20 protein-coding genes are annotated in these 25,704 nt (G+C 48.0%); 14 read left to right on the top strand and 6 right to left on the bottom strand.

The features are described from left to right. Positions 1–56 precede the first annotated feature (56 nt). The 5 genes from ACFBZI_RS03340 (at position 57) to lpdA (ending at position 7,496) form a co-directional block, all read left to right on the top strand. The gene (locus ACFBZI_RS03340; RefSeq protein ID WP_375715020.1) at positions 57–767 is read left to right on the top strand and encodes a succinate dehydrogenase iron-sulfur subunit; all 711 of its coding nucleotides are present in this window, start codon (positions 57–59) and stop codon (positions 765–767) included. A gap of 140 nt (positions 768–907) precedes the next feature. Continuing rightward, a complete protein-coding gene (locus ACFBZI_RS03335; RefSeq protein ID WP_375715019.1) occupies positions 908–1,531 on the top strand; it encodes a GNAT family N-acetyltransferase in 624 nt (207 codons plus the stop codon). Between the two features lie 226 nt (positions 1,532–1,757). Then, positions 1,758–4,601 carry a 2-oxoglutarate dehydrogenase E1 component gene (locus ACFBZI_RS03330; RefSeq protein WP_375715018.1) on the top strand — a complete coding sequence of 948 codons (2,844 nt, stop codon included), beginning with the start codon at positions 1,758–1,760 and terminating at the stop codon, positions 4,599–4,601. A gap of 94 nt (positions 4,602–4,695) precedes the next feature. After that, positions 4,696–5,916 (top strand): 2-oxoglutarate dehydrogenase complex dihydrolipoyllysine-residue succinyltransferase, encoded by a 1,221-nt coding sequence (gene odhB, locus ACFBZI_RS03325; protein ID WP_375715017.1) that lies wholly within the window; start codon positions 4,696–4,698, stop codon positions 5,914–5,916. A gap of 128 nt (positions 5,917–6,044) precedes the next feature. Then, positions 6,045–7,496, top strand: a complete 1,452-nt coding sequence (gene lpdA, locus ACFBZI_RS03320) for a dihydrolipoyl dehydrogenase (RefSeq protein WP_375715016.1) — start codon at positions 6,045–6,047, stop codon at positions 7,494–7,496. A 637-nt stretch (positions 7,497–8,133) separates the two neighbouring features. On the opposite strand, the gene ACFBZI_RS03315 is transcribed toward lpdA, so the two are convergent. Next, on the bottom strand, positions 8,134–9,816 hold the full coding sequence (locus tag ACFBZI_RS03315) for a cation acetate symporter (RefSeq protein ID WP_375715015.1): 1,683 nt from the start codon (positions 9,814–9,816) through the stop codon (positions 8,134–8,136). Then, positions 9,813–10,133 (bottom strand): DUF485 domain-containing protein, encoded by a 321-nt coding sequence (locus tag ACFBZI_RS03310; protein ID WP_375715014.1) that lies wholly within the window; start codon positions 10,131–10,133, stop codon positions 9,813–9,815. Before ACFBZI_RS03310 ends, ACFBZI_RS03315 begins: the two co-directional genes overlap by 4 nt. A 223-nt stretch (positions 10,134–10,356) precedes the next feature. Here ACFBZI_RS03310 and ACFBZI_RS03305 point away from each other — a divergent pair, with 223 nt between their 5' ends. Beyond that, positions 10,357–11,244: a LysR family transcriptional regulator gene (locus ACFBZI_RS03305; protein ID WP_375715013.1), complete on the top strand. Its 888-nt coding sequence runs from the start codon at positions 10,357–10,359 to the stop codon at positions 11,242–11,244. A 150-nt stretch (positions 11,245–11,394) separates the two neighbouring features. On the opposite strand, the gene ACFBZI_RS03300 is transcribed toward ACFBZI_RS03305, so the two are convergent. Both ACFBZI_RS03300 and ACFBZI_RS03295 read right to left on the bottom strand, forming a co-directional pair. Beyond that, entirely contained in the window at positions 11,395–11,628 is a 234-nt protein-coding gene (locus ACFBZI_RS03300; RefSeq protein WP_375715012.1) for a YheV family putative metal-binding protein, read from the bottom strand. 20 nt (positions 11,629–11,648) lie between these two features. Next, on the bottom strand, positions 11,649–13,781 hold the full coding sequence (locus ACFBZI_RS03295) for a M3 family metallopeptidase (protein ID WP_375715011.1): 2,133 nt from the start codon (positions 13,779–13,781) through the stop codon (positions 11,649–11,651). A gap of 360 nt (positions 13,782–14,141) precedes the next feature. Here ACFBZI_RS03295 and ACFBZI_RS03290 point away from each other — a divergent pair, with 360 nt between their 5' ends. The 5 genes from ACFBZI_RS03290 to clpX all read left to right on the top strand — a co-directional run bounded on the left by ACFBZI_RS03290 (position 14,142) and on the right by clpX (position 19,504). After that, the gene (locus tag ACFBZI_RS03290; protein WP_375716304.1) at positions 14,142–14,906 is read left to right on the top strand and encodes an endonuclease/exonuclease/phosphatase family protein; all 765 of its coding nucleotides are present in this window, start codon (positions 14,142–14,144) and stop codon (positions 14,904–14,906) included. A 26-nt stretch (positions 14,907–14,932) separates the two neighbouring features. Beyond that, positions 14,933–15,553, top strand: coding sequence for an RdgB/HAM1 family non-canonical purine NTP pyrophosphatase (rdgB, locus tag ACFBZI_RS03285; protein WP_375715010.1), 621 nt, complete (start codon positions 14,933–14,935; stop codon positions 15,551–15,553). Between the two features lie 384 nt (positions 15,554–15,937). Then, a complete protein-coding gene (tig, locus tag ACFBZI_RS03280) occupies positions 15,938–17,272 on the top strand; it encodes a trigger factor (RefSeq protein WP_375715009.1) in 1,335 nt (444 codons plus the stop codon). A 183-nt stretch (positions 17,273–17,455) separates the two neighbouring features. Continuing rightward, complete coding sequence (clpP, locus tag ACFBZI_RS03275) at positions 17,456–18,112, top strand: ATP-dependent Clp endopeptidase proteolytic subunit ClpP (protein WP_375715008.1); 657 nt, start codon at positions 17,456–17,458, stop codon at positions 18,110–18,112. 81 nt (positions 18,113–18,193) lie between these two features. Next, on the top strand, positions 18,194–19,504 hold the full coding sequence (gene clpX / locus ACFBZI_RS03270) for an ATP-dependent protease ATP-binding subunit ClpX (protein ID WP_375715007.1): 1,311 nt from the start codon (positions 18,194–18,196) through the stop codon (positions 19,502–19,504). Positions 19,505–19,603: 99 nt separating this feature from the next. On the opposite strand, the gene ACFBZI_RS03265 is transcribed toward clpX, so the two are convergent. Both ACFBZI_RS03265 and ACFBZI_RS03260 read right to left on the bottom strand, forming a co-directional pair. Beyond that, entirely contained in the window at positions 19,604–20,110 is a 507-nt protein-coding gene (locus tag ACFBZI_RS03265; protein WP_375715006.1) for a surface-adhesin E family protein, read from the bottom strand. A 16-nt stretch (positions 20,111–20,126) separates the two neighbouring features. Further along, positions 20,127–21,281: a DnaJ domain-containing protein gene (locus tag ACFBZI_RS03260; protein ID WP_375715005.1), complete on the bottom strand. Its 1,155-nt coding sequence runs from the start codon at positions 21,279–21,281 to the stop codon at positions 20,127–20,129. Between the two features lie 318 nt (positions 21,282–21,599). Between ACFBZI_RS03260 and fadB the strand changes: the two genes are divergently transcribed. The 3 genes from fadB (at position 21,600) to ACFBZI_RS03245 (ending at position 25,644) form a co-directional block, all read left to right on the top strand. After that, a complete protein-coding gene (fadB, locus tag ACFBZI_RS03255) occupies positions 21,600–23,753 on the top strand; it encodes a fatty acid oxidation complex subunit alpha FadB (RefSeq protein ID WP_375715004.1) in 2,154 nt (717 codons plus the stop codon). Between the two features lie 60 nt (positions 23,754–23,813). Continuing rightward, a complete protein-coding gene (fadA, locus tag ACFBZI_RS03250; protein ID WP_375715003.1) occupies positions 23,814–24,986 on the top strand; it encodes an acetyl-CoA C-acyltransferase FadA in 1,173 nt (390 codons plus the stop codon). A 154-nt stretch (positions 24,987–25,140) separates the two neighbouring features. Then, complete coding sequence (locus tag ACFBZI_RS03245; RefSeq protein WP_375715002.1) at positions 25,141–25,644, top strand: hypothetical protein; 504 nt, start codon at positions 25,141–25,143, stop codon at positions 25,642–25,644. The last annotated feature ends 60 nt before the right edge of the window (positions 25,645–25,704 follow it).

Genomic DNA, 25,704 nt, shown 5'->3' with positions numbered 1-25,704 from the left:
ATATCGGAGGGCTGGTGTATCGCCAGCCATATCCAACCAATTACTGGAGAAAAATAATGAGTCGAGGCACACGCATCGTAGAGATCTATCGCTACGACCCAGACAAAGACAAAGCCCCATACATGCAAACATACACCGTTGAGCTGTTGGATTCAGACCGTATGTTGCTTGATGTTCTGTTACGCCTAAAGCGTGAAGACGAAACCCTAACTTTCCGCCGCTCATGCCGTGAAGGTATCTGTGGTTCTGACGGCATGAACATCAACGGCAAGAACGGCTTGGCTTGTCTGATCAATATGAACACCCTACCAAACAAAATCACCATTCGCCCATTGCCAGGGTTGCCTGTGATTAAAGATTTGGTTGTGGATATGAACCAATTTTATGAGCAATACGAAAAAGTTCACCCATATTTGATCAACAATCAGCCTGCACCACCAAAAGAGCGTCTGCAATCACCTGAAGATCGTGAAAAAATGAACGGTCTTTATGAGTGTATCCTATGTGCATGCTGCTCAACTTCATGCCCATCTTTCTGGTGGAACCCTGAAAAATTCCTAGGCCCATCAGCCTTGCTAAATGGCTATCGCTTTATCATCGACAGCCGTGATACCGACACTCAGGCACGCCTAGCCCGCCTAGACGACCCATTTAGCCTGTTCCGCTGCCGTGGTATCATGAACTGCGTGAGCGTCTGTCCAAAAGGTCTAAACCCAACCAAAGCCATCGGTCATATCCGTAGCATGCTACTTGACCAAGCGGGCTAATTGTTTAGACAAATTAACCAATCCAAAAGCCGTGTCCAGCTGGATACGGCTTGATTTATTTTTTGATTTTTGGATAGGTTTTTTGAATAAATTGGTTTTTTTGGTAAATTACCATCATTTAACACAAACTGGGAAAAGCGATGCAAACTTTGGTTAAGCCTGTTGAATTGTCCTTATGCGGTGTCCGCCTAGAGCCGTTGGGCAGTCAGCATCGAGACGGCTTGGCGGCGGCGGTGCAAGATGGCAAGCTGTGGGAGCTGATCGTTACTTCCGCTCCAAGTCCTGAGCAAGTGCAGGATTATATTGACACGGCGTTGATGATGAGTAACCGATTTGCCTTTGCGGTGATTGATGAAACCACAGGCAAAGTGCTGGGCAGTACCAGTTATCATGACATTATTGATGGCATCAAGCGAGTGGAAATCGGCTACACTTGGTATGCCAAATCCGCTCAAAAAACGCATGTCAATACCGCTTGTAAAGTAATGCTTTTGACGCACGCTTTTGAGACGCTGGGCTGCCCTGTGGTTGGCTGGCGTACGGATATTTTGAACATCAACAGTCAGCGTGCAATCGAAAGGCTGGGAGCCAAAAAAGACGGTATCTTACGCCATCATGCTTTGCGAAAAGATGGCAGCGTTCGTGATACGGTGGCGTACAGTATGCTGGCGGACGAATGGCAGTTGCACAAGCCAAGGCTGATGGCTAGACTCAATCGTGATGCCCAGTATGACCAATCGCATGGCGTCGGTAAATTGGCTTAAAGTATAGCTAAATGGCGAAAATCGCTGTCAATGGGTGGTTGAATTGGTATTTTTAAATAAATTATTCTGTTTCAAAAATACATCATGCCCTTGTTATATTTATTCAAATGGCGTACACTATGCAGTAATGTGCGTCAATTTTTGATGCTTGTGGAAAGTTGTGTATTTGCATCAGTTTTTTGCATAACACAGTCAATTTTTCTAATAAATAAATGGCGAAAGACACATGACAAACAGTAAAGATAAGGTGGCGTTTTTGAACACCGAATTGGCTGCAGACAGTGCAGCCTATGTTGAGACACTGTATGAACAATACATGGCGGACAGCCAAAGTGTGAGCGAAGAATGGCAGCGTTATTTTGCCGATTATCGTCAAGATAGCGATGCACCACATAACGCAATCAAAGAGCAGTTTTTGTTGTTGGCACGCAACCAAACAGGAGCGACAGCCGTATCGACTGTGATTACTGGCGATTGCGACCCAAAACAAATGGCAGTATCGTCATTGATTTCTGCCTATCGCCGCCGTGGTCACCGCAAAGCCAACTTAGATCCGCTAGGGCTACACCCACGCCCAGAAGTCGAAGATTTGAGCCTACAATTCCATGGCTTGAGCGAAGCGGATTTGGACACAGTATTTCCTACCAGCGATTTGGCAATTGGTAAGCCAGAAGCCAAGCTGCGTGAAATCATCGAAATCCTAGAGCGTGTGTACTGCCGCAGCATCGGCTATGAGTACATGCATGTCTTTACTGCGACCGAAAAAAGCTGGATCGAAAATTACATCGAGTCTAACCACGGTCATCTGCAATTTAGCAAAGACAAAAAATTGGAAATTTTGGAGCGTCTGACCGCTGCCGAAGGTTTGGAAAAATATTTGGCTCGCAAATACACAGGTGTCAAACGCTTTGGTCTAGAAGGCGGCGAAAGCTTTATCCCTGCGGTGCATGAAATGGTGCAGCGTGCTGGTGGTTATGGCTCAAAAGAAGTCGTTATCGGCATGGCACACCGTGGCCGCCTAAACCTATTGGTCAATATCTTGGGTAAAAATCCAAGCGATTTGTTTGACGAATTTGACGGCAAAATCCAGCCAGTACAAGGCTCAGGCGATGTCAAATACCACAACGGTTTTTCATCGAATGTAATGACCCCGGGCGGTGAGATGCATCTTGCTTTGGCGTTTAACCCATCGCATCTTGAGATTGTCTCGCCAGTGCTACAAGGCTCGGTGCGTGCACGCCAAGCTCGCCGCTCAGAGCATTATGGCTTTGATATTGACAACAGCACCGTCATGCCGCTTGTGGTGCATGGTGATGCAGCGTTTGCTGGTCAAGGCGTCAACCAAGAAACCTTCCAAATGTCGCAAACTCGTGCTTACAGAACAGGCGGCACAGTGCATATCGTGATTAATAACCAAGTGGGCTTTACCACATCACGCATGGAAGATGCTCGTTCAACCGAATACTGTACCGATGTTGCCAAGATGGTGCATGCCCCGATTTTACATGTCAATGGCGACGATCCTGAAGCGGTTGTCTTTGCTGCCCAGTTGGCGGTGGATTATCGCCGTGAATTTGGCAAAGATGTGGTACTGGATATTTTCTGCTACCGCCGCAACGGTCATAACGAATCTGATGAGCCTTCAGCCACTCAGCCGCTGATGTATGCCGTCATCAAAAAACTACCAACCACACGCACGCAATATGTCGAAAAATTGGTCAAAGAAGGCATCATCACCGCCGAAGAAGGAGCCAAATTTGAAGACAATTACCGTGAGTCGCTAGACCGTGGTGAGTTCGTCGCTGGCGGCTTGGTCAGTGAGCCAAACACAGAGCTGTTTGTCAATTGGAAGCCATATTTGGGTCATCAATTGCAAGACGACTGGGAAACTGGCGTTGATATCGAAAAACTCAAAGCCTACGGCCGTGCGATGGCAAAAATTCCAGAAGGTTTTACTTTGCAGCGTCAAGTGGCAAAAGTCGTTGAACAACGCTTGGCAATGCAAACTGGCGAAGAGCCGCTTAACTGGGGTGCTGCCGAGACTTTGGCATATGCCAGCCTAGCTGACGAAGGTTCACTGGTGCGTATCACAGGTGAAGATGTGGGTCGTGGTACTTTCTCACACCGTCATTCTGAGCTGTACAATATGAATGATGGCAGTATGTACATTCCGTTGCAGCACATTTCGCCAAATCAAGCACGCTTTGCCACTTATAACTCATTGTTGTCAGAAGAAGCGGTATTGGCGTTTGAATACGGCTATGCCACAACAGTGCCAAATGCTTTGATTATTTGGGAAGCCCAATTTGGTGACTTTGTGAACGGTGCGCAGGTGGTGATTGACCAATTCATCTCATCTGGCGAAACCAAGTGGCAGCGTGTCTGTGGCTTGACCATGCTATTGCCGCACGGCTTTGAAGGTCAAGGTCCTGAGCATTCATCAGCACGCCTAGAGCGATTCTTGCAGCTGTGTGCCGAAGACAATATGCAAGTCATCACGCCGACAACACCAGCACAGATTTTCCATGCGTTGCGTCGCCAAGTGGTACGCCCAATCCGCAAACCGCTGATTGTGATGTCACCAAAGAGCTTGCTGCGTCACCCATTGGCAACTTCAAACCTAGAAGAGCTGGCACAAGGCAAGTTTGAGACGGTGTTGCCAGAGATTGATGCGATGGACAACAGCAAAGTTACTCGCTTGATTTTGTGCGGTGGTAAGGTGTACTACGATTTGCTAGACCAACGCCGCAAATTGGGACAAGACCATGTCGCCATCGTGCGTATCGAGCAGCTATATCCGCTACCAGAACAACGCATTTTGGACGAAATTGCCAAGTATCCAAATCTAAAAGAAATCATCTGGTCGCAAGAAGAGCCGCTGAACCAAGGTGCGTGGTATTACTTGGCACCTGAGCTGTATCGCATTGTGCCACAAGGCTTGACGATTGTGTCGCCATCTGCACGCCCAGCGGCAGCAGCACCAGCGACAGGTTCGCCAAAAATGCACGCAGACCAACAAAAAGCGTTAATTGCTGATGCTTTGGGTGTTCGTGTCGAAGATTTGAAGTGATATTTTTAGCCAAATCACTTGGGGTGGTTTGGCTATTATTTCTTTTTATAAATAAATTCATTTTTAATGATTTATAAACTTTAAGGAGTTTATCATGGCTGAAATCAAAGCCCCAGTATTTCCAGAATCAGTTCAAGACGGTACAATCGTTGAGTGGCATGTTGCCGAAGGTGAAGCGGTTAGCCGTGATCAGTTGCTTGCTGAAGTTGAAACCGATAAAGTTGTGCTAGAAATCGTTGCCCCTGATGATGGCGTGATCACCAGCATCGTCAAAAATGTGGACGACACCGTACTATCAGCCGAAGTGGTTGCTATCTTTGAAGCGGGTGCTGCTGCTCCAGTTGGTGAAACCAAAGTTGCCAGCACAGACGAAGCTGACGGCAATACTACTGTAAACCCATCATCAGTTGCAGCTCCAGTGCAGCCAAAAGATGCTGCTGCCGAAGCTGAATACAAAGATCAAAGCCCAGCCGTGCGTAAAGCTGCCAAAGAAACTGGCGTCAATCCTGCCGATGTCCAAGGCACAGGTCGTGGCGGCCGTGTAACCAAGTCAGATATGGTCAACCCAACCCTAAAATCTGACAATGGCCAAGTGATTGCCACAGCGGTCGGTCAGCGTGTCGAGAAGCGTGAGCCGATGACTCGCTTGCGTAAGCGTATCGCTGAGCGTCTGCTATCAGCCACTCAAGAAACAGCGATGCTGACCACCTTTAACGAAGTGAACATGAAGCCGTTGATGGACTTGCGTGCCAAGTACAAAGACCGCTTTGAAAAACGCCACGGCGTAAAATTGGGCTTTATGTCGCTATTTGTTAAGGCAGCCACCGAAGCCCTAAAACGCTTCCCAGCGGTGAACGCTTCGATTGACGGCAACGACATCATCTATCATGGTTTTTATGATGTGGGTGTGGCGGTATCGTCAGATCGTGGCTTGGTTGTGCCGGTATTGCGTGATACCGATCGCATGAGCATGGCAGATGTCGAAGCAGGTATCCGTGATTATGCCATCAAAGCCCGTGAAGGCAAATTGGCAATCGAAGAGATGACTGGCGGCACATTCACCATCACTAACGGTGGTGTGTTCGGCTCACTGCTATCAACACCAATCATCAACCCACCACAAACCGCTATCCTAGGTATGCACGCCATCAACGAGCGACCAATGGCAGTCAATGGCGAAGTGGTGATTTTGCCGATGATGTATTTGGCATTGTCTTATGACCATCGCTTGATTGATGGTAAAGAAGCGGTACAGTTCCTTGTTACCATCAAAGAGCTTATCGAAGATCCATCAATGCTATTGCTAGATTTGTAATTGATTAATTGATTAATATTGATTGATATTTATCCCAAATACTTATCATACGCAATATAAATTGGCAAACAATTGCTGGCATCAACTGGCAGTTGTTTGTGTGGTAAAATTTCACAAAAGAGATACTTATGAAAACTTCTTATGATTTAGTCGTGATTGGCGGTGGTCCGGGCGGTTATGAAGCTGCCATTCGTGGTGCGCAACTTGGCTTTAGCGTGGCTTGTATCGAAAAGCGTGTTCACAAAGGAGAGCCTGCATTGGGCGGTACTTGCCTAAATGTCGGCTGTATCCCATCAAAAGCCTTGCTTGACAGCTCACACCGCTACGAAGCCACCAAGCACGAGTTGGCAGATCACGGCATCAGCACTGGCGATGTAAATATTGACATTGCCAAGATGCTAGAGCGTAAAGACAGCATCGTCAAAGGCTTGACCGCTGGCGTCGCTGGCCTATTAAAAGGCAATGGCGTGGACTGGCTACAAGGCTGGGGTACGCTGGTTGATGGCAAATCAGCGGACAAAAAAGTCAAATTTACCGCTTTGGCAGACGATGCCGAAACCGAAATCACCGCCAAATATGTCATCTTGGCGGCAGGCTCTGTGCCAATCGAAATCCCAGTTGCCAAAACTGACGGCGAATTTATCGTCGATTCAACAGGTGCGTTGGAATTTTCGGAAGTGCCAAAGCGTCTGGGCGTTATCGGTGCTGGCGTTATCGGTCTGGAGCTGGGTTCGGTATGGCGTCGTTTGGGTGCTGAAGTGGTTGTTTATGAAGCGATGCCAGAGTTTTTGGCGGTAGCGGATAAAGAAATCTCAAAAGAAGCGGCAAAACTGCTCAAAAAACAAGGCTTGGATATCCGTGTCGATACCAAAGTGACCAATGCTGAAGTGGTCAATGGTGAAGTGGTCGTTACCATCGATGTCAAAGGCGAGACCAAAACAGAAACCTTTGATAAGCTGATTGTCTGTGTCGGTCGCCGTGCTTATAGCGAAAAACTGCTTGCCGAAGGCTGTGGCATCGAGCTTACCGAGCGTGGCTTGGTGGCGGTTGATGATCAATGCAAAACCAACCTTGATGGTGTCTATGCCATCGGCGACTTGGTGCGTGGTCCAATGCTTGCCCACAAAGCGATGGAAGAAGGCATGATGGCGGTTGAACGCATTCATGGCGAAAAAGCCCAAGTCAATTATGACACCATCATCAGCGTGATTTATACTCACCCTGAGATTGCGTGGGTTGGCTTGTCTGAGCAAGCGGCCATCGAAAAAGGCTACGAAGTCAAAACTGGCTCATTTAGCCTAGCTGCTAACGGCCGTGCTTTGGCTCAAGGCGAAGGCGTGGGCTTGATTAAAGTCGTTGCCGATGCTAAGACTGACCGCTTGCTAGGCATGCACGCTGTGGCTGTTGGTGCAGGCGACATCGTCCATCAAGGCATGATTGCGATGGAGTTCGTTTCTAGTATCGAAGATTTGCAATTGATGACCTTTGCCCACCCAACCGTGTCAGAAGCGGTACACGAAGCGGCATTGTCTGCTGATGGTCGTGCGATTCACGCTATCCAACGCAAAAAACGCAAATAATCCAATATCAAGCGTTAAAAACAGCCCTAGTGAAAATTGGGGCTGTTTTTATTTTTGGTTATCTAAATTTTGCGGTATTTGTCGTGCTTGCTTTATTTAGTTGGCGGCTCATAGTCCGCAGTTGATACATTGGCTTTGAAAAATAAAATCAACCCCACATATCCCATGCTCTGTATATAAAAAACGGCTGATGACACCAAGGGCAATGATTTTTTTACCAAAAACCATCATGGTGGCATACAGACAAACAGCGGTGATGACAATACTATAAAACCCCATTAATAAAAAACTTAAACAGGTAACGGCAGGATTTAAAAATAAAAAGATATTTTTTTTAGAACATGGGCTTATCGTAGGTTTCTTTATGTTCTAAAAAGCTTGTTTTATTATCGTTCATTCTTGCATTTTCCCATTTTTATTTTTAAGTCATTTAATATTCATTCTTTATATAAAACATAAGACAAATACGCCAAAGCCTATTAATCCATTTTATTTTATCACTCAATCGGCAATCAATCCATGACTGGCTGGATTTGATTTGTTGCCATCTTGGGCGTGCGATAAGCTGGCAAAATGGAGCGTAAAAAAATCAGGCAATGGACTGACCATTGCCTGATGAGTACAAGACGACTGTCGATCAGTGATCAGACGCTTCGGCAGCACCGATGCCTGTCATTGAGCGGACATATTGGCTCTCAAAGCCAGCTTTGTCTTGCTTACTGCGAGCAGAGTTGTCAGACACTGACACCAGCCAGCTGACGATGAACGCTGCTGGAATACTGAAAATCGCAGGGTTGGCGTATGGGAAAATCGCTTGCTCATGACCCAGTACGCTGACCCAAACGGTTGGGCCTAGGACAATCAAGCCAACAGCCAAAATCAGACCTGTAAAGCCACCGACAACCGCACCCCTTGTGGTCAAGCCTTTCCAGAACATTGACAACATCAAGATTGGGAAGTTGGCAGAGGCAGCGATAGAGAACGCCAAGCCAACCATAAAGGCGACATTTTGTTTTTCGAACATCACGCCGAATAACACCGCCAACACGCCCAACGCCAAGGTTGTAGCCTTAGAGACACGCATTTCTTCTTGTTGAGTGGCTTTGCCTTTACGGATAACTGATGAATAAATGTCGTGGCTAATTGCTGATGCACCTGACAATGCCAAGCCTGCAACGACCGCCAAGATGGTGGCAAAAGCAACGGCAGAGATAAAGCCTAGGAACAAGTTACCGCCAAGGGCTTCTGATAGGTGGATTGCCGCCATGTTTGTGCCGCCAACCATTTCAAAGACCGTTTTGCCTTCTTTGATCATCTCGGTAAAGAAGTGTGGGTTGTCCTTGGTAACAAAGATAATCGCACCAAAACCAATCACAAAGGTCAAAAGATAGAAATAGCCGATAAAGCCAGTGGCGACAAAGACCGATTTGCGAGCTTCTTTGGCATCAGGCACGGTGAAAAACCGCATCAAAATATGTGGCAAACCTGCTGTACCAAACATCAACGCCAAGCCTAATGACAATGCGTCAATTGGGTTTTGTACCAATGAGCCGGGACCTAAGATGTCCACGCCTTTTTCGTGAATATCAACGGCTTGTTGGAACATGGTTTCAAGGCTAAAGCCAGCATTTTTTAGGATAACAAATGCCATAAAACTTGCCCCAGCCAGCAGCATTACCGCCTTGATAATCTGTACCCAAGTGGTCGCCAGCATACCGCCAAACAGCACATAGCACACCATCAAAAATCCAACCAAAACAACGGCATACAGATAATCCATACCGAACAATAGCTGAATCAATTTGCCTGCACCGACCATCTGAGCGATGAGATAAAAAATCACCACCAAAATCGAGCCAGAAGCGGCAAACAAGCGGACAGGCGTTTGTTCTAAGCGATAAGCGGCCACATCTGAAAAGGTAAATTTGCCCAAGTTACGCAGACGCTCGGCAATCAAAAACAGTACAATCGGCCAGCCGACCAAAAAGCCAGTAGAATAAATCAAGCCGTCATAGCCGTTAGAAAACACCATCGCTGAGATGCCCAAAAATGACGCTGCCGACATGAAGTCGCCTGCAATCGCCAAGCCGTTTTGGAAACCTGAGATGCCACCGCCAGCGGTGTAGTAGTCTTTGGTGGATTTGTTTTTCTTAGAAGCCCATGCGGTAATCCCAAGCGTAAAACCCACAAAGACAAAAAACATCACAATGGCAGGAATGTTCAAAGGTTGCTTGGTTACTTCGCCACTGATGGCGTCGGCATAAGCCCAATTATGGGCAAATAATGCCGCTGCTGCTGCCAGCCATTTTGCTTTGGTCATGATAACTCTCCCTGTGCAGTTTTGACGACATCTTGCGTCATTTTGTCAAATTTGCCGTTGGCGATTTTGACATAAATCCCAGTGGTAATGAATGAAAAAATGATGACAAAAATACCAGCATAAATGCCCCAAGTGGTGATACCGTCTGGTGAAACAGGCACTTTTAGCAACTCTGGCATACTGCCGATAATCCAAATATAGGCGACATACATAAAAAAAATCACCGCCGAAAATCCCCAGCCCAGCAAAGCCTTTTGACGCGCCATTTTTTGAAACTCCTGATGACGCAAAATGTTATGCACCGTTTGCTGTTCCATATCTTTCTCCTTAATTATATTAACAACAGTTTCCACTGTTGCTGATATTTAAAAGCACTATGGCGATGAATGCTAATCTTATTTTTTAATGAAAGCCATCAGTTTTGCTGATGGATAGGGCAAAGGGTTTTGATTTTTATAAAAATTTTGCTTGGATAGTTGGTAAAAATATGGTAAAAAGATTTGTTGCAAAAAGCAACAAATGGACAAAAAGGGAGAAAGAATGGATACCAACCAGCTCAAATCGTTTGTTACCGTCGCTCATCAGGGCAATTTGACACAGGCATCGGAGCAACTTTGCCTATCTCAGCCAGCGGTATCGGCACAGATTAAAGCACTGGAGGGCAAGCTGGGCGTTGCGTTGTTTATTCGCACCAGCAGCGGTATGGTATTGACACGGGCAGGCGAGACATTTTTGCCTGAGGCGGAGGCGTTTTTACGCCATAAGCACAAACTGGACTATTTTGCCAGAACGCTGGCAGAAAATTATGCCGAAGAAGTCAAATTGGGACTGATTCACCCCGTGGATTCGGACAAATTGGCTGCCGTTACGGCGATGATTGATAATGCTGCACCACGCACGCAGCTGCACATTCAGTACGGCATGAGCGGCGAGATTTTGAGTCGGATTCAGCACAAAACGCTGCACGGCGGATTTTTCTTGGGTTATCCTGAACATCGGGGCATTCGGGCGTTGTTTTTGCAGGACATTGCTTATTCGCTGATTTGCCCAAAACAAGAATACGACAATATTCAGCAAAATTTGCCAGCAGCACTTGAAAGCTATATTTGGATTGAGATGTCTGGCGTGGCAAGCAGCCACAAGCATTTGCACAAATTTTGGCGAGCCAACCGCCTGCTGCCCAAGCGACAAATTTGGTGCGATTATCCGCAGACGATTATTGACTTGGTGGCAAATGGCATCGGCGTGGCGATGGTGCCAAGCAATAAAGCAGATGCAGCCATTGACGAAGGGCGACCGATTGCGGTTATCGAAAAATATCGCCAGACCCTGCCGCTGCATTTTATTTATACCCACGAATACGAAGACAATCCGAGCCTGCAATTATTAAAGCAATGCGTGGAGACGATTTGGCAAATTACCCAGTAGATTGGGCTTGATTTAATTTTGATTTGCTCAAATGATTAAATTTGTCGATTTAATCATTTGGTCAAATTGTCTAAATTTATCAATTTTATCAATCATAGCAAAAAAAAAACCTGACGGACGCTGAAGATATTCCGTCAGGTTGATTGATGATTATTTAAATTTCACCACGCCCACGCCGTCCGCTTGGGCGTTGTTTTGTTGGATAATCAGCGTCTCTTCTGGCGTTGGGCGGCGTTCTTGATGGCCGCATTCGATGCACTCGATGTACTCATCGGCAACAGGTTCAAAAATCTGCACCTGCACGATGACATCGGTTTTTTGGCAGTTTGGGCAAGCGACCGATGCCAAAAATTGCCGTTTTGGGCGTTTTGATTGATAACGCATGATTTATCCTTATGCTTGGCTTATTGACTGCTCAGACCACGATGACGCAGCAGGGCATCGACCGTTGCTTCACGCCCACGAAAGGCGATGTAGTTTGCCTTGGCATCACGAGAGCTGCCCTTTGCCAGAATTTGCTTTCTAAATGACAGACCTGTGTCGGCATTATAGATGCCGTCTTCTTCAAATTTGCCAAACGCATCTGCCGACAGCACTTCTGCCCAAATATAAGAATAATAGCCTGACGCATAGCCGCCAGCAAAAATGTGGCTAAAGCCATTACCAAACCGCTGATAGGCAGGCGGTATGGCGACTGCGACTTCATCTCGCACGGTGTCGGCGACATTTAAAATGTCTTGATAGCCAATATCACCAAAGTTTGGCATGGTTTTGGTGTGCAGTCGCAAATCAAACAAGCCAAATTCCATCTGACGCAGCGTTTGTAGTCCAGTTTGGAAATTTTTGGCGGCGATGAGAGCGGCTTTTTTGTCATCAGGCAACGGCTCGCCAGTCTCGACATGGCGGCTGATTAGGCGGATACCTTCGTCAGTGATGGCAAAATTTTCCATAAACTGGCTGGGCAGCTCGACAGCGTCCCACTCCACGCCGCTGATGCCAGCGACATCGGCAATGTCCACTTCGGTCAAAAGATGGTGCAGGGCATGGCCAAATTCGTGGAATAGGGTATTGGCTTCGTCAAACGACAGCAGGCTTGGCTTGTCGCCTGTCGGTGGGGCAAAATTACCCACCACAAAGCCCACAGGCAGGCGTTTGTTGTTGCCTTTGATTTGGCGTTTTTGGAAATCGTCAAGCCAAGCACCGCCTTGTTTGCCAGTGCGTGCAAATAAATCCAAGTACATACCGCCTAAGAGCTGACCGCTGGCGTTGTCGTACACTTCACAAAACAGCACATCGTCATGCCATGCCGAATACGCACGCTTATCCACCGTACGAATGTCAATGTCAAACAACGCACGGCAAATCTCAAACAAGCCATCAAGCACCACAGGCAATGGGAAAAACGGTCTTAGCTCATCGCTGGTTAGGCTAAACTGGTCTTGGCGGATTTTTTCGCTCACATAGGCGATATCCCACGGCTGTAGCTCACCCAAGCCAAGTTTTTTGGCGTAGTCTTGTAGCTGCTGATATTCTGCGATGGCTTGCGGCTTGGCGGCGGCGGTCAGCGTCAGCAAAAATTTCTCAATCTCATCGCTGTTGTCTGCCATTTTGGTCGCCAAAGAATATTCGCTATAATCTGCCATGCCCAAAAGCTGTGCTTTTTGGGTGCGTAGATTAAGAATCTCCACCATGATGGCGGCATTGTCAAAGTCTTTGGTATCAGGGCTTTGGTCGGACGCACGAGTGTTATAAGCGTGATACAGTGCCTGTCTTAGCTCTCGGTTGTCGGCAAATTGCATCACCGCCAGATACATCGGCACATCTAGCGTGGCGACATAGTCGGTCGGCAAAGTGGCATCTGGGTGCTTGGCACGATAGGCATCGCCAGCTGATTTTAGCAGTGCCAAGCCATTGTCGCTGATGCCAGACAACTCATCGGCTTGTAGCGGACGGACAAAGTGGCGTGTGGCGTCCATGATATTGTCGGCAAATTTGGCAGATGCTAGGGATAATTTGCTTTGGATTTCGGCAAATTTCGCTTTTTTATCATCGCTTAACGCCACTCCTGACAGACGAAAACTTTGCAGGGCTTTTTTGATGGCTTGTTTTTGGGCGGCACTTTGCTTATCAGCTGGCAGCGTGCCAAATTGCTCATCAAGCAGTTGATACAGCTCAAACAAAGCCACCGATTGCCCCACTCGTGTGCCAAAGGCGGATAGGCTTGGCAAAATCTCATGATGGGCATGGCGAATGTCATCGGTGCTGGCGACACTGTTTAGGTGCGATAAGATGCCAAAATGTCGCTCGATTTGCTCATTGAGTGCATGAAATTCATCAATCACCGCCAAGGCAGCGGTGGCAGTACCAGGGCGATCGCTTGACTCGATGGCGTCCAGTTTGGCGTTGGCAGCTGCCAAGGCGTCTTGGATAAGCACTAGCAGCGTGTCTGGTGTGGCTTTATCAAAATCCACCAACTGCAAGGCGGCATCAAGCGGGCTGTCGGTCAAATTGATGTGTGTTTGAGTCGGCGTTGTCATGTCATATCCTTAAGTTAAATCAAATTAAATTAAAATTAAATCAAGTCGCTCATTGTCAGATAAATTTGCCAAGCTCAAGTTTGCCAAATCAATCCATCTGGGCAAAAGTCGGCAAGTATGTGATCAAATATATCATCAAAGCAAAAGCATATCGTAAAAAGCGTACCATAATAAGTGCGTACGATTTTGGATTTTACAAGTGGCATGGGCAATATTTTGCCAAATCTTAGCAATATTGGCAAATCAGCCGTCAATTTGTGCTACAATATTTGTGTTTTTTGGCTAATTGATGCTGTTAATTTGCTCACATTTGCCCAAATTCACTCAAGTTTGCCCAAATCTGCCCAAACTCACGCACATATGAAAGCCATCACCATCACCAGTTATAATATCCATAAAGGCATGTCGCCGCTAAATCGGCAGGTGCGTCTGGGTCAGATGGCGGCAGCATTGGCGACGCTTGGCTCTGATGTGCTTTGCCTACAAGAAGTGCAAGGGCAAAACCTAAAGCGTATCGATAAGTTACGCCAGTTTGCTGATGGCGTGCAGCATCAATGGCTCGCCCAATCGCTGGGGGCGACTTGTCATTACGGCAAAAACGCCCAATATCCACATGGTCATCATGGTAATGCCGTGCTGTCGCATTATCCGCTGCATTTTTGGCACAATCTGGACATCAGCGTCAATCGCCTAGAGCGGCGGGGCGTGCTGCATTGCCAAGTGCAGCCTGATGGCTGGGCGAAGCCTGTGATTGTGCTGTGCTGTCATCTGAATTTGCGACACCAAGATCGTATCAAGCAGTACCGTGCGATTGGTGATTATATTGCCAAATTGCCGCCAAAGCTGCCTTTGATACTGGCAGGGGATTTTAATGATTGGTCAAAAAAATCCTGCCAAGCTCTGGCATCGCTTGGCATGACAGAAGTGTTTGGGCAAGTGCAAACCAGCCAGCCAGCGACTTTTCCTGCCAAGATGCCCATCTTAAGCCTAGATCGCATCTATGTGCGTGGCTTGGCGGTGCAGCGTGCGATGGTGCATGATGGCGTGCCGTGGTCTGTCTTATCGGATCATTTGCCAATCAGTGCCGTCGTCTCGCTGCTGTCAGATGAGCAAAATTTTGGTTAACTTGTTATGAAAATTAAGGATAAATCATGAATCAGACAACCGCCCAGCGTTGGGTTTTGGCAAGTAATAATCAAGGCAAAGTGGCAGAATTTCAGGCGTTATTTGATGCCGCCGCCTTAGATGTGCAAATCATCACCCAAGGCAGCTTGGGCATTGGCGATGCCATCGAAGATGGGGCAAGTTTTATCGAAAACGCCATCATCAAGGCACGCCACGCTGCCGATGCCAGCGGACTGCCTGCCATCGCTGATGATTCAGGGCTGTGCGTGCCTGTGCTGGGCAACGCCCCCGGCATCTATTCGGCACGCTATGCTGGCACGCACGGCGATGATGCTGCCAATAACGCCAAACTGCTGAGCGACTTGTTGCCTTTTCGTGGTGATGAGCCAATCGAAGCGTTTTTTGTGTGCGTGCTGGCATTGGTGCGACACGCCACCGATCCGATGCCGCTGATTGCCATCGGCAAATGGCATGGGCAAGTACTGACCGCACCTTGTGGCGAGCATGGTTTTGGTTATGATCCGCTGTTTTTTGTGCCAAGTCTTGGTAAAAGTGCCGCCGAGCTTGAAAAGCGTGCCAAAAACGCCATCAGCCACCGTGCCAAAGCCCTGCAAAGCCTACTGGCACAGCTACAAGCGGACGCTTAAGATTGCCGCTGGCGTGCCGTAATTTGCCAGTGTTTTATTGACAATTTATCAGCAATTGACCAAAAAATCGATGTACATTTTCAACGCGCATTTGCCGAACGCTGGGCAGCTGATTTGGCGGTCATTTGCTGATAAACTTTGGCAAACTTTTGTGCCTTATTTTGTGCTTTAGATGTGGTTTTAGATGCGGTAATGGTTGTAATTTTGGCGATGATTGGCTATACTGTATTGCTTATAATAGATTTATGTGTACATTATTAATGTTCATTATTAATTGTTCTAAAATCAGAATGGATAATAATTGCATAACCAGTAATGATACAACCAGATTTTGGTCTTTGGACCGACCATTTTTTTATTTTTCTACATTATTTAAGGTGAGTTATGAGCGATTTACAAGTAGCTGTCAATGTTTTATCTGACAAAGAAACCCAATTGACCGTCAAAGTACCAGTGGGCAATATCCAAAGCAAAGTTGAAAGCCGTATCCGCAGCGTGGCGAAAACCGCCAAAATCGACGGTTTTCGCAAAGGCAAAGTGCCAGTATCGCACATTCGTGCCCAATACGGTGCAGGTATCCAACAAGAAGTCATCAATGATGTGATTCGTGATACCGTTTTTGAAGCTCTAGCAAACGAAAAAATCCGTGTGGTTGGCGTGCCAAACATTGACGATGTCAAGCTAGAAGACGACTTTTTGGTATATCAAGCCACTGTTGAGACTTTCCCAAAAGTTGAAATCCAAGGCTTGGGCGAAATCGAAGTTGAACGCCAAGTTGCTAGCGTTTCTGACGAAGATGTCGATGGCATGATCGAAAACTTGCAAAAACAACGCCAAACCTTTGAAACCAAAGACGGTGCGTTAGAAGACGGCGACCAAGCGACTTTTGACTTTGTCGGCTCTATCGATGGCGAAAAATTCGAAGGCGGCAGTGCCGAAAATTATAACCTAGTTATCGGCTCAGGCCGCATGATTCCTGGCTTTGAAGACGGCATGAAAGGCATGAAAGCTGGCGAAGAAAAAACCATCACCGTAACCTTCCCAGAAGATTATCAAGCCGCAAACCTAGCTGGCAAAGAAGCCCAATTTATCATCACTGTCAAAGAAGTCAAAGTAGCGACTTTGCCAGAGTTGAACGATGAGTTTTTTGCTCTGTTCGGCGTTACCGAAGGCGGCCTAGACAAGCTAAAAGCCGATGTCCGCAAAAACATGGAGCGTGAAGTTAAGCACGCTGGCCGCAACCAAGTCAAGCAAGCAGCGTTTGATGCTTTGCTAGAAAAGAACGAATTTGATGTGCCAAAAGCGATGTTAGAGCAAGAAATTGACCGCCAGCGTCAAATGATGCTAAACCGCTTTGCCCAACAATTTGGCCAAAACCCAGCGACTTTTGACTCAAACATGCTGCCAAATGAGCTGTTTGAAGATCAAGCATTGCGTGCAGTGCGTTTGGGTGTATTGGTTAGCCAAATCATCGAAACCCAAGAGCTGCAAGTGGATCAAGAGCGTGTTACCGCCTTTATCGCTGAAGCTGCCGAAAACTACGAAGACCCACAAGAAGTCATCGAATACTACACCAACGACAAAGCCCAGCGCGCTCAAGTTGAGTCTGTGGTGTTAGAAGATCAAGTGGTTGATTATCTGCTTGGCCAAGCTAAAGTCAGCGAAAAACAAGTGAAATACCAAGATTTGTTGGTGGCAGCACAACAACAAGCTGTATAATCACACTGTGTTGCAGATTGCTCGTTTTGAGTGATTTGGACAAATGCCCCAAGCGTATGCGTGGGGTTTTTGTTCTTGCAGATAGCCAAATCTTAAGCTGCCGAACATTTCAACAGCTTAATAACGGCTTAATAACAGCTTAAAATTCAAGAATACCAACGCCTGATGGCAACAAGGAACATTATGAATCACATCAAACAAAACCCATTTTATGATCAATTAAGCGACGCCCTGTACGCTCCCCAAAATGCCCTAGTGCCGATGGTTATCGAGCAGTCAGGCCGTGGCGAACGCTCATTTGATATTTTCTCAAGATTATTGCGTGAGCGTGTCATTTTTTTGACAGGTCAAGTCGAAGATAACATGGCAAATCTGATCGTCGCCCAGCTGCTATTTTTGGAAGCGGACAATCCAGACAAAGACATTCATCTGTATATCAACTCACCGGGCGGCGTGGTTACGGCAGGCATGGCGATCTATGACACCATGAATTTTATCAAGCCAGATGTTTCGACCATTTGCTTGGGTCAAGCCTGTTCGATGGGTTCGTTTTTGTTGTCGGCAGGCGAAAAAGGCAAACGCTACGCCTTGGCAAACTCACGAGTGATGATTCATCAGCCGCTGGGCGGATTCCGTGGTCAAGCGTCAGACATTGAGATTCACGCACGAGAAATCATTGAGCTAAAAGCCAAATTAAACCGCCTGTTGGCAGAGCATACTGGTCAGCCTTTTGAAAAACTGGAGCGTGATACCGACCGTGATAACTTTATGAGTGCCGAGCAAGCTCGTGAATACGGCTTGGTTGATGTGGTGCTGGATAAGCGTCCAAAAGCGTTGTGATTGACTGATAAACTAATCAATCAAGCAATCAACAAAATTTATAGTCCAAGCATCAACCCATTTGCCAAATAAGGATAAATCATGACCAAAACCGAAGTGCCAAGCTGTTCGTTCTGTGGCAAATCAAAAGACGAAGTCAAAAAACTCATCGCAGGCGACAATGCCAATATTTGTAATGAATGTATCGAAGCGTGCGGCGATTTATTAAAGCCTGCCCAATCGACAAAAGACAAGGCTGATAAAGCCGACAAATCCGAGCCAAAAGCATCATATGACCCTGACACGCCAAACAGCGACAGCGAATGGCTCAACAAGCCACTGCCCAAACCCAAAGAGCTGCGAGCCCATCTGGACGAGTATGTCATCGGTCAAGATGCCGCCAAAAAAGCCCTGTCGGTGGCGGTGTACAACCACTACAAACGCCTAAAAGTCGCCGCTGATGACACAAGCAATGATGAAAGCGGTAACAGCGAGCGTGTCGAGCTGAACAAAAGTAACATTTTGCTCATTGGGCCGACTGGCTCAGGCAAGACCCTACTGGCACAGACTTTGGCAAAAATGCTAGATGTGCCGTTTGCGATGGCGGACGCCACGACGCTCACCGAAGCAGGCTATGTCGGCGAAGATGTGGAAAATATCGTCCAAAAGCTGCTGCAAGCGTCCGATTATGATGTCGAAAAAGCCCAAAAAGGCATCATTTATATCGATGAGATTGATAAAATCTCACGCAAAAGCGAAAATCCGTCCATCACTCGTGATGTCTCAGGCGAAGGCGTGCAGCAGGCACTACTCAAGCTCATCGAAGGCACGGTGGCAAATATCCCACCGCAGGGCGGCCGCAAGCACCCACGCCAAGAGATGATACAGGTGGACACCAGTAATATTTTGATGATTGTCGGTGGGGCATTTGCTGGGCTGGATCGTGTGATTCGCCAACGCACCGAAAAAACTGGCATTGGCTTTAATGCCGATGTCAAAGCCAAAGAAGAGTCCAACATCACCGAGCTGTTTCGTGATGTCGAAGCCGAAGATTTGATCAAATTTGGTATCATTCCAGAGCTGATCGGCCGCTTGCCAGTGATTGCCAGCCTAGAAGAGCTGGACGAAGCGGCACTGGTGCAGATCTTGACCGAGCCAAAAAACGCACTGGTCAAGCAGTACCAATATCTGTTTGGTATGGAAGGCGTCAAGCTGTCCTTTGAGCCTGCCGCACTCACCGCCATCGCCAAGCGTGCGATGGAGCGTAAGACTGGCGCACGGGGTCTGCGGTCAATCATCGAAAATGCCCTGCTAGAGACCATGTACGAGCTGCCAAGCATGCAGGGGGTGAGCGAGATTATCGTCAATGAGCAAGTGATCACCCACGGCGATGAGCCGACACTCAAGCCCTAAGCTGTCAGCTATGACAGCTAAAATCCGCCTGACAGCCAAATCAGGCGGATTTTTATTGGTGGTATCTTGGTATGACTATCCGTGTGATGATCGTCAGAATCAGAGCGGACCGAATTTGATATTCGCCAGCTTACAGACGCTATTAACGATGCCATCGCCAACACTATCAGGAATGGCACGGCTCCAGTTGCTTGATGAGCTGGTGCTGACATATTGGCTGACACTGTCCACTGTGTTGCCTGTACTGGTGTAATAATGGACAGCATCACTAATCAACCTTTTATTTTGACAGTCGATATAATAGTAGCTTTTGGCTTCTCGATACAGTTTGCCATCGGCTAGTTTTTGGGCTTTGGGGTAGGTTGTCTTTAACCAAATGGTGTAATAGTTGCCACTGCCATAACCAAAGCTGTGTTGTTGTAGGCTGTCGTAGTCGGCATAGCGAGTTTCCTTGTCCACGACACCACTGGCATCGATCTCTACCCACTCAGCCGCCTGTGCAGGTAGGGTAGCGGTGATGGTAGCCGCCGCCAGTAGGGCGGTGAGTGGGCGTGTGATGGCTAGGCGTTGCATGGTGTTCTCCGTTGTTGTGTATCTGTTGTGCATCGTCTGTTGTTGGTTATCAGTAGTATTCTTGTAGCTCGATGGCTCGGCTGTCCAGCTCTGGCACTTCGCACAGATAGCGAGCGACGCTTTGGTCTTGGCGGCTGGTGTAGGCGGCTTTGGCGTATGCCTTGCAGCGTGATTCACGATCGCTGTTGATGGCACGCTGCTCGGCTCTTAGCTCGTCTTTGATGTCGTCAGGCAGGCTGTTCCAGATGGCGTTGATATTGGCGACTGCGTCATCGTACAGGGCGCGAGCTTCGGCAGGCGTGGTATTGTCCACAGGGTCGTTGCTGGGTGCTTGGTAGCTGGGCGTGTCATCGATCTGATACTCAGGCGTGATACTGCTTGGGCGTGCGTTTACCGTGGCGGCATAGACTTTTAGCTCTTCGGTGCGTGCGTCCAGCTGTGGCACTTCGCAGTAGTAGCGAGCGGTCTTGATGTCGATGTCGGCGGTGTACTGACTGGCGGCCTGAGATTGGCAGAAGGCTTCTCGGTTGGCGTTGATGGCACGCTGCTCGGTGCGTAGGGCGTCTTTGGTGGACTTGGGCAGGCTATTCCATACAGCATTAATGCGTCTGACCGCTGCCAGATAGTCGGCATGGGCTTGGGTATAGGCGTTTTGCTGCTCTGGGGAGATAGTCGGCACGCTGACAGTCGGCTCAACTGGCATCAGCGGTGGCGGCTCACTCGGTGCGAGTTGCTCGGTGGCGATGGGGGCGACAGGTTCGTCATCAGTGGTGGTGTCCTGTGATAAGAATAAATAAGCCGCCATCGCTACCGCTGCGATGATGAGTACCAGCACGATACCGACCAGCCAAAAGGCTACCAATTTATCCGAGCGGTTTGCTGTGCGATAACTGGTAATGCCTGATGGCTTATTATCATTGGTCGATGCGTACGGATTGGGCGACTGATAAGGGTTTATCGGTGGCGGTGCGGCATTGGCACTGCCTTGCTGTGCTGACTGCTGGCGTAGCCAAGCATCGTAGTCGGCACGCTTTTTGGCATCAGACAGCACTTCATAGGCTTGTCTGAGTATGCTTGCCATGTGGGCGGTGTCCGCCGATGGGTTGGCGTATTTTTTGCTCAAGGCGTGATAAGCGGCATGGATAACCGCCGTCTCTGCCGTTGGCGAGATGCCCAAAATATCGTAGTAAGTTTGTTGGCTCATTTTGACAACTTATAACAGTTTTAACAATCACATTGATTAACAATCGCATCGCATTTGTCTTATCAGCTATCTTACAAAAAATTGAGATTGTTGTAAATCTGTCTTTAAGATTTTGGCAAAATTTACCGTCAATTAGCACAAGATGCTGCCATTTGGCTGTATTTATTGATGACCCATTGGTCATGATCGCAGGTCGGCTAAGTAGATGAAATCTGTATGGCGGTGTGCTATATTAGGCGTGTTGTTGCAGGCGGTTTGCCCCACTTTGGTGTGTAGGGCGGCTTGCAGCTTAGTTTTTAGCACTCAGAAGGAGTATTCATGATTTATCAAGGAAAAACCATTGGCGTGGACTATCTCGACCAATCGGCAGGCATTGTCGAATTTCGTTTTGATGCTGTCGGCGAAAGCGTGAATAAATTTGACAAAACCACTAACCAAGAATTTATCGATGCCGTTACTGCACTGGAGCAAGCCACGGACATCAAGGGCTTAATCGTTACTTCTGCCAAAAAAGTCTTTATCGCTGGGGCGGACATCACCGAGTTTGTCGATTATTTCAAAAAAGATCCCAGCGAGCTAGAAGCGTGGTTGCTTGACATTAACGACACCTTTAACCGCTTTGAAGATTTGCCATTCCCAAAAGTCGCTGCGGTCAATGGGGCAGCACTGGGCGGTGGCTGTGAGATGACTTTGGTCTGTGAATACCGAGTGGCTGGCACATCGGCACAGATTGGCTTGCCTGAGACCAAACTTGGCATTTTCCCGGGCTTCGGTGGTTCGGTGCGGACGCCACGCTTATTGGGCATCGATAACGCCCTAGAAGCCATCGCCACAGGCAAGGCGTATAAGCCTGCCGATGCCCTAAAAATGGGCTTGGTCGATGCGGTGGTCGCTGATGATGCTCTGCTGGCATCGGCGACAGATTTGGTCAAAAAATGCATCGCAGGCGAGCTGGACTGGCAAGCCAAGCGTGCCGAAAAGCTACAACCTGTCAAGCTCAATCAGCTGGAGCAGGCGATGGCGTTTAATGCCGCTAAGGGCATGATTTTTGCCAAAGCCAATCCAAAACAATACCCTGCGGTGGCGATTGCTGTTGAGAGCATCGAAAAGCACGCCAATCTAAACCGTGATGACGCCATCAAGATTGAAGCCAAAGGCTTTGCCAAAGCAGCGACGACACCGCAAGCAGCGGCGTTGGTCGGCTTATTCTTAAACGATCAAGCGGTCAAAAAACTGGCCAAAGCTCACAGCCAAAACGCCCACGACATCAGCCAAGCGGCGGTATTGGGTGCAGGCATCATGGGCGGCGGCATCGCTTATCAAGCAGCGACCAAGGGCTTGCCGATTATCATGAAAGACATCAAAGGCGAGCAGCTGGAGCTGGGCATGAGTGAAGCCAGTAAACTGCTTGCCAAAGAAGTGGAGCGTGGCAAATCTACCCCTGCCAAGATGGGCGAGACCCTAAGCCGTATCCGCCCAACGCTTAATTATGGCGACTTTGGTACAACGGACATCGTGATTGAAGCGGTGGTCGAAAACCCAGCGGTCAAAGAAGCGGTGCTGGCAGAAGTTGAGAGCTTGACAAAAGACGATGCGATTTTGGCATCGAACACTTCAACCATCTCCATCACTCGTCTAGCCAAAGCCCTAAAACGCCCAGAAAACTTTGTGGGTATGCACTTTTTTAACCCTGTGCATCGCATGCCACTGGTGGAAGTTATCCGTGGCGAAAAAACCAGCGATGCGGCGGTGGCGACGACGGTTGCCCTTGCCCAAAAAATGGGCAAAACGCCGATTGTGGTCAATGACTGCCCAGGCTTTTTGGTGAATCGTGTGCTGTTTCCGTACTTTGGGGCGTTTGATTTGCTGATTAAAGACGGTGCTGATTTTGTGCAGATTGATAAAATCATGGAAAAATTCGGCTGGCCGATGGGTCCTGCTTATCTGCTTGATGTCGTGGGCATGGATACTGGCGTGCATGCCGCCAAGGTGATGGCAGAAGGTTTTCCAGACCGCATGAAACCTGACTACAAAGGGGCGACTGAGCTGATGTATGAGCATCAGCGTCTGGGCCAAAAAAACGGCGTCGGCTTTTATAAATACGAAACCGACAAAAAAGGCAAACCCAAAAAACTGGCTGATGATGCCACTTATGAGCTATTAAAAGCAGTGCAGTCAGGCAGCCAAGCCTTTGATGAACAAGAAGTCATCGATCGCATGATGATTGCGTTTTGTAATGAAACCGTGCGTTGCCTAGAAGATAACATCGTCGCCAGTGCCAGCGAAGCGGATATGGCGATGATTATGGGCGTGGGTTTCCCACCGTTCCGTGGTGGCCCATGCCGCTATATCGACCAAATCGGCGTGGCAAATTATGTGGCGTTGTGCGATAAATATGCCCATCTTGGCAAGGCGTACCAAGCCCCAGAAAAACTACGCACGATGGCACAGCAAGGCGAGACATTTTATTAATCGGCTTGATTGATATTTAAATTAATATTTAATTAATATTAAAAATAAGGGAAAAATACAATGACAGTTTTAAGTCCAAAAGATGTGGTCATCGTTGATGGCGTACGCACAGCGATGGGTAAAACCAAAAACGGCATGTTCCGCCATGTGCGTGCGGACGATTTGTCCGCTGAGCTGATTAAGGCACTCATTGAGCGTAACGGCATCGATCCTAGCGAATTAGAAGACATCATCTGGGGCTGCGTGAATCAGACGCTAGAGCAGGGCTGGAACATCGCACGCTATGCCGCTTTGTTGGCCGATGTCCCAAAATCTGTCCCAGCCCAGACGGTGAACCGCTTATGCGGCTCGTCCATGCAGGCACTGCACACGGCAGCGGCTCAGATTATGACCAACCAAGGCGATATGTTTATCATCGGCGGCGTGGAACACATGGGTCATGTGTCGATGATGCACGGTGTCGATCCCAACCTAAAAGCGTCCAAGCACTACGCTCGAGCGTCAAACATGATGGGGCTAACCGCCGAGATGCTCGGCCGCTTAAATGGCATCACTCGCCAGATGCAAGATGAATTTGGGGTCAATTCGCACAAAAAAGCATGGGCAGCCACCCAAGAAGGCCGCTTTGCTAACGAAATCGTCGGCGTTGAAGGTCATGATGCCGATGGCAATTTGCAGCTTTGTACGGTTGATGAAGTGATTCGCCCTGATGCCAATTTGCAGGCATTTGAAGCATTGCGTCCTGTCTTTGACCCCAAAGGCGGCACGGTAACGGCAGGGACTTCATCGGCACTGTCAGACGGTGCGTCGGCGATGCTGGTGATGAGTGCCGCCAAGGCAAAAGCCTTAGGGCTAAAAGCTCGGGCTCGCATTCGCTCGATGGCAACGGCAGGCTGTGATGCCGCCATCATGGGTTATGGCCCTGTGCCTGCCACCCAAAAAGCACTCAAGCGAGCTGGCTTGTCGCTGTCTGACATTCAGACCATCGAGCTAAACGAAGCCTTTGCCGCTCAAGGCTTGTCGGTACTAAAAGGCTTGGATCTACTGGACAAGCAAGACATCGTCAATTTAAACGGCGGTGCGATTGCCTTAGGTCACCCACTGGGCTGCTCTGGGGCTCGCATCACCACAACTTTGCTCAATGTCATGGAGCAACAAGACACCCAAATCGGTCTTGCCACCATGTGCATCGGTCTGGGTCAAGGGATTGCTACCATCATTGAGCGAGTTTGATTGATTAATATTGCTAAATAAATGATTGGATTAATGATTATTTGATAGATTAATCTTATTAAATTATCTTAACAATCCAATTGGCTTAATGACAAACCCAAGTATCTGCCAGATGTTTGGGTGTTGTCTTTTTAAAACAAACAAGGATAAAACGATGAAACCATGGCGACAATTTGCGTGCTTGTTTGCAGTAGGCATGGCACTGACGACCGCTGACGCTACTGCCAAACCGCACAATGATAAACTGCCTACCGATGTACTGCCAGCGGCGGCTTTTGATGGTTACTGGGCGATGCCCAAAGGCAGTGCATTGGACGATGATACCAGTACTGTGGTGAGTTTTCGCCGCTCGGATAATGGCTTGATCATTGGCGAAAACATTAGCTTTCGCTGTTTGCCAAATGGCAAATATCAGCGGCTAGATACTGAGATCAATGTGTTATCACCTGCCCAAGATCGGCTGGCGGTTACTGAGATGGCGACCAAAGAAACTTATGCCTATCTGCGTGTCGTGGCGTTAGTGCCAAAGAAGGCGATGATGCTCAATCAAAGTTTTGATGGTGAATTGGCACAGCTTTTCCCAGAAGGGCTGAATTTTACATATCGCTATACACAGACTGTCACGCCGTGGTGCGATGTTGATGATGTGGGCAAATAAGCCAAAGTTTATAAAGTTTGACTAAATTTATCAAATTTTATAATGATGGGTTTTGCCATT

The organism is Moraxella marmotae, from assembly GCF_042219885.1.
Taxonomy (GTDB): domain Bacteria; phylum Pseudomonadota; class Gammaproteobacteria; order Pseudomonadales; family Moraxellaceae; genus Moraxella; species Moraxella marmotae.
Note: the sequence above shows the minus strand (reverse complement) of the source record. Positions and strands in the feature narration are given on the sequence as shown.

Coding starts and splice junctions, on each gene's coding strand:
- ACFBZI_RS03340 (WP_375715020.1), top strand. CDS start 57: ATGAGTCGAGGCACACGCATCGTAGAGATCTATCGCTACGACCCAGAC.
- ACFBZI_RS03335 (WP_375715019.1), top strand. CDS start 908: ATGCAAACTTTGGTTAAGCCTGTTGAATTGTCCTTATGCGGTGTCCGC.
- ACFBZI_RS03330 (WP_375715018.1), top strand. CDS start 1,758: ATGACAAACAGTAAAGATAAGGTGGCGTTTTTGAACACCGAATTGGCT.
- odhB (WP_375715017.1), top strand. CDS start 4,696: ATGGCTGAAATCAAAGCCCCAGTATTTCCAGAATCAGTTCAAGACGGT.
- lpdA (WP_375715016.1), top strand. CDS start 6,045: ATGAAAACTTCTTATGATTTAGTCGTGATTGGCGGTGGTCCGGGCGGT.
- ACFBZI_RS03315 (WP_375715015.1), bottom strand. CDS start 9,816: ATGACCAAAGCAAAATGGCTGGCAGCAGCAGCGGCATTATTTGCCCAT.
- ACFBZI_RS03310 (WP_375715014.1), bottom strand. CDS start 10,133: ATGGAACAGCAAACGGTGCATAACATTTTGCGTCATCAGGAGTTTCAA.
- ACFBZI_RS03305 (WP_375715013.1), top strand. CDS start 10,357: ATGGATACCAACCAGCTCAAATCGTTTGTTACCGTCGCTCATCAGGGC.
- ACFBZI_RS03300 (WP_375715012.1), bottom strand. CDS start 11,628: ATGCGTTATCAATCAAAACGCCCAAAACGGCAATTTTTGGCATCGGTC.
- ACFBZI_RS03295 (WP_375715011.1), bottom strand. CDS start 13,781: ATGACAACGCCGACTCAAACACACATCAATTTGACCGACAGCCCGCTT.
- ACFBZI_RS03290 (WP_375716304.1), top strand. CDS start 14,142: ATGAAAGCCATCACCATCACCAGTTATAATATCCATAAAGGCATGTCG.
- rdgB (WP_375715010.1), top strand. CDS start 14,933: ATGAATCAGACAACCGCCCAGCGTTGGGTTTTGGCAAGTAATAATCAA.
- tig (WP_375715009.1), top strand. CDS start 15,938: ATGAGCGATTTACAAGTAGCTGTCAATGTTTTATCTGACAAAGAAACC.
- clpP (WP_375715008.1), top strand. CDS start 17,456: ATGAATCACATCAAACAAAACCCATTTTATGATCAATTAAGCGACGCC.
- clpX (WP_375715007.1), top strand. CDS start 18,194: ATGACCAAAACCGAAGTGCCAAGCTGTTCGTTCTGTGGCAAATCAAAA.
- ACFBZI_RS03265 (WP_375715006.1), bottom strand. CDS start 20,110: ATGCACAACAGATACACAACAACGGAGAACACCATGCAACGCCTAGCC.
- ACFBZI_RS03260 (WP_375715005.1), bottom strand. CDS start 21,281: ATGAGCCAACAAACTTACTACGATATTTTGGGCATCTCGCCAACGGCA.
- fadB (WP_375715004.1), top strand. CDS start 21,600: ATGATTTATCAAGGAAAAACCATTGGCGTGGACTATCTCGACCAATCG.
- fadA (WP_375715003.1), top strand. CDS start 23,814: ATGACAGTTTTAAGTCCAAAAGATGTGGTCATCGTTGATGGCGTACGC.
- ACFBZI_RS03245 (WP_375715002.1), top strand. CDS start 25,141: ATGAAACCATGGCGACAATTTGCGTGCTTGTTTGCAGTAGGCATGGCA.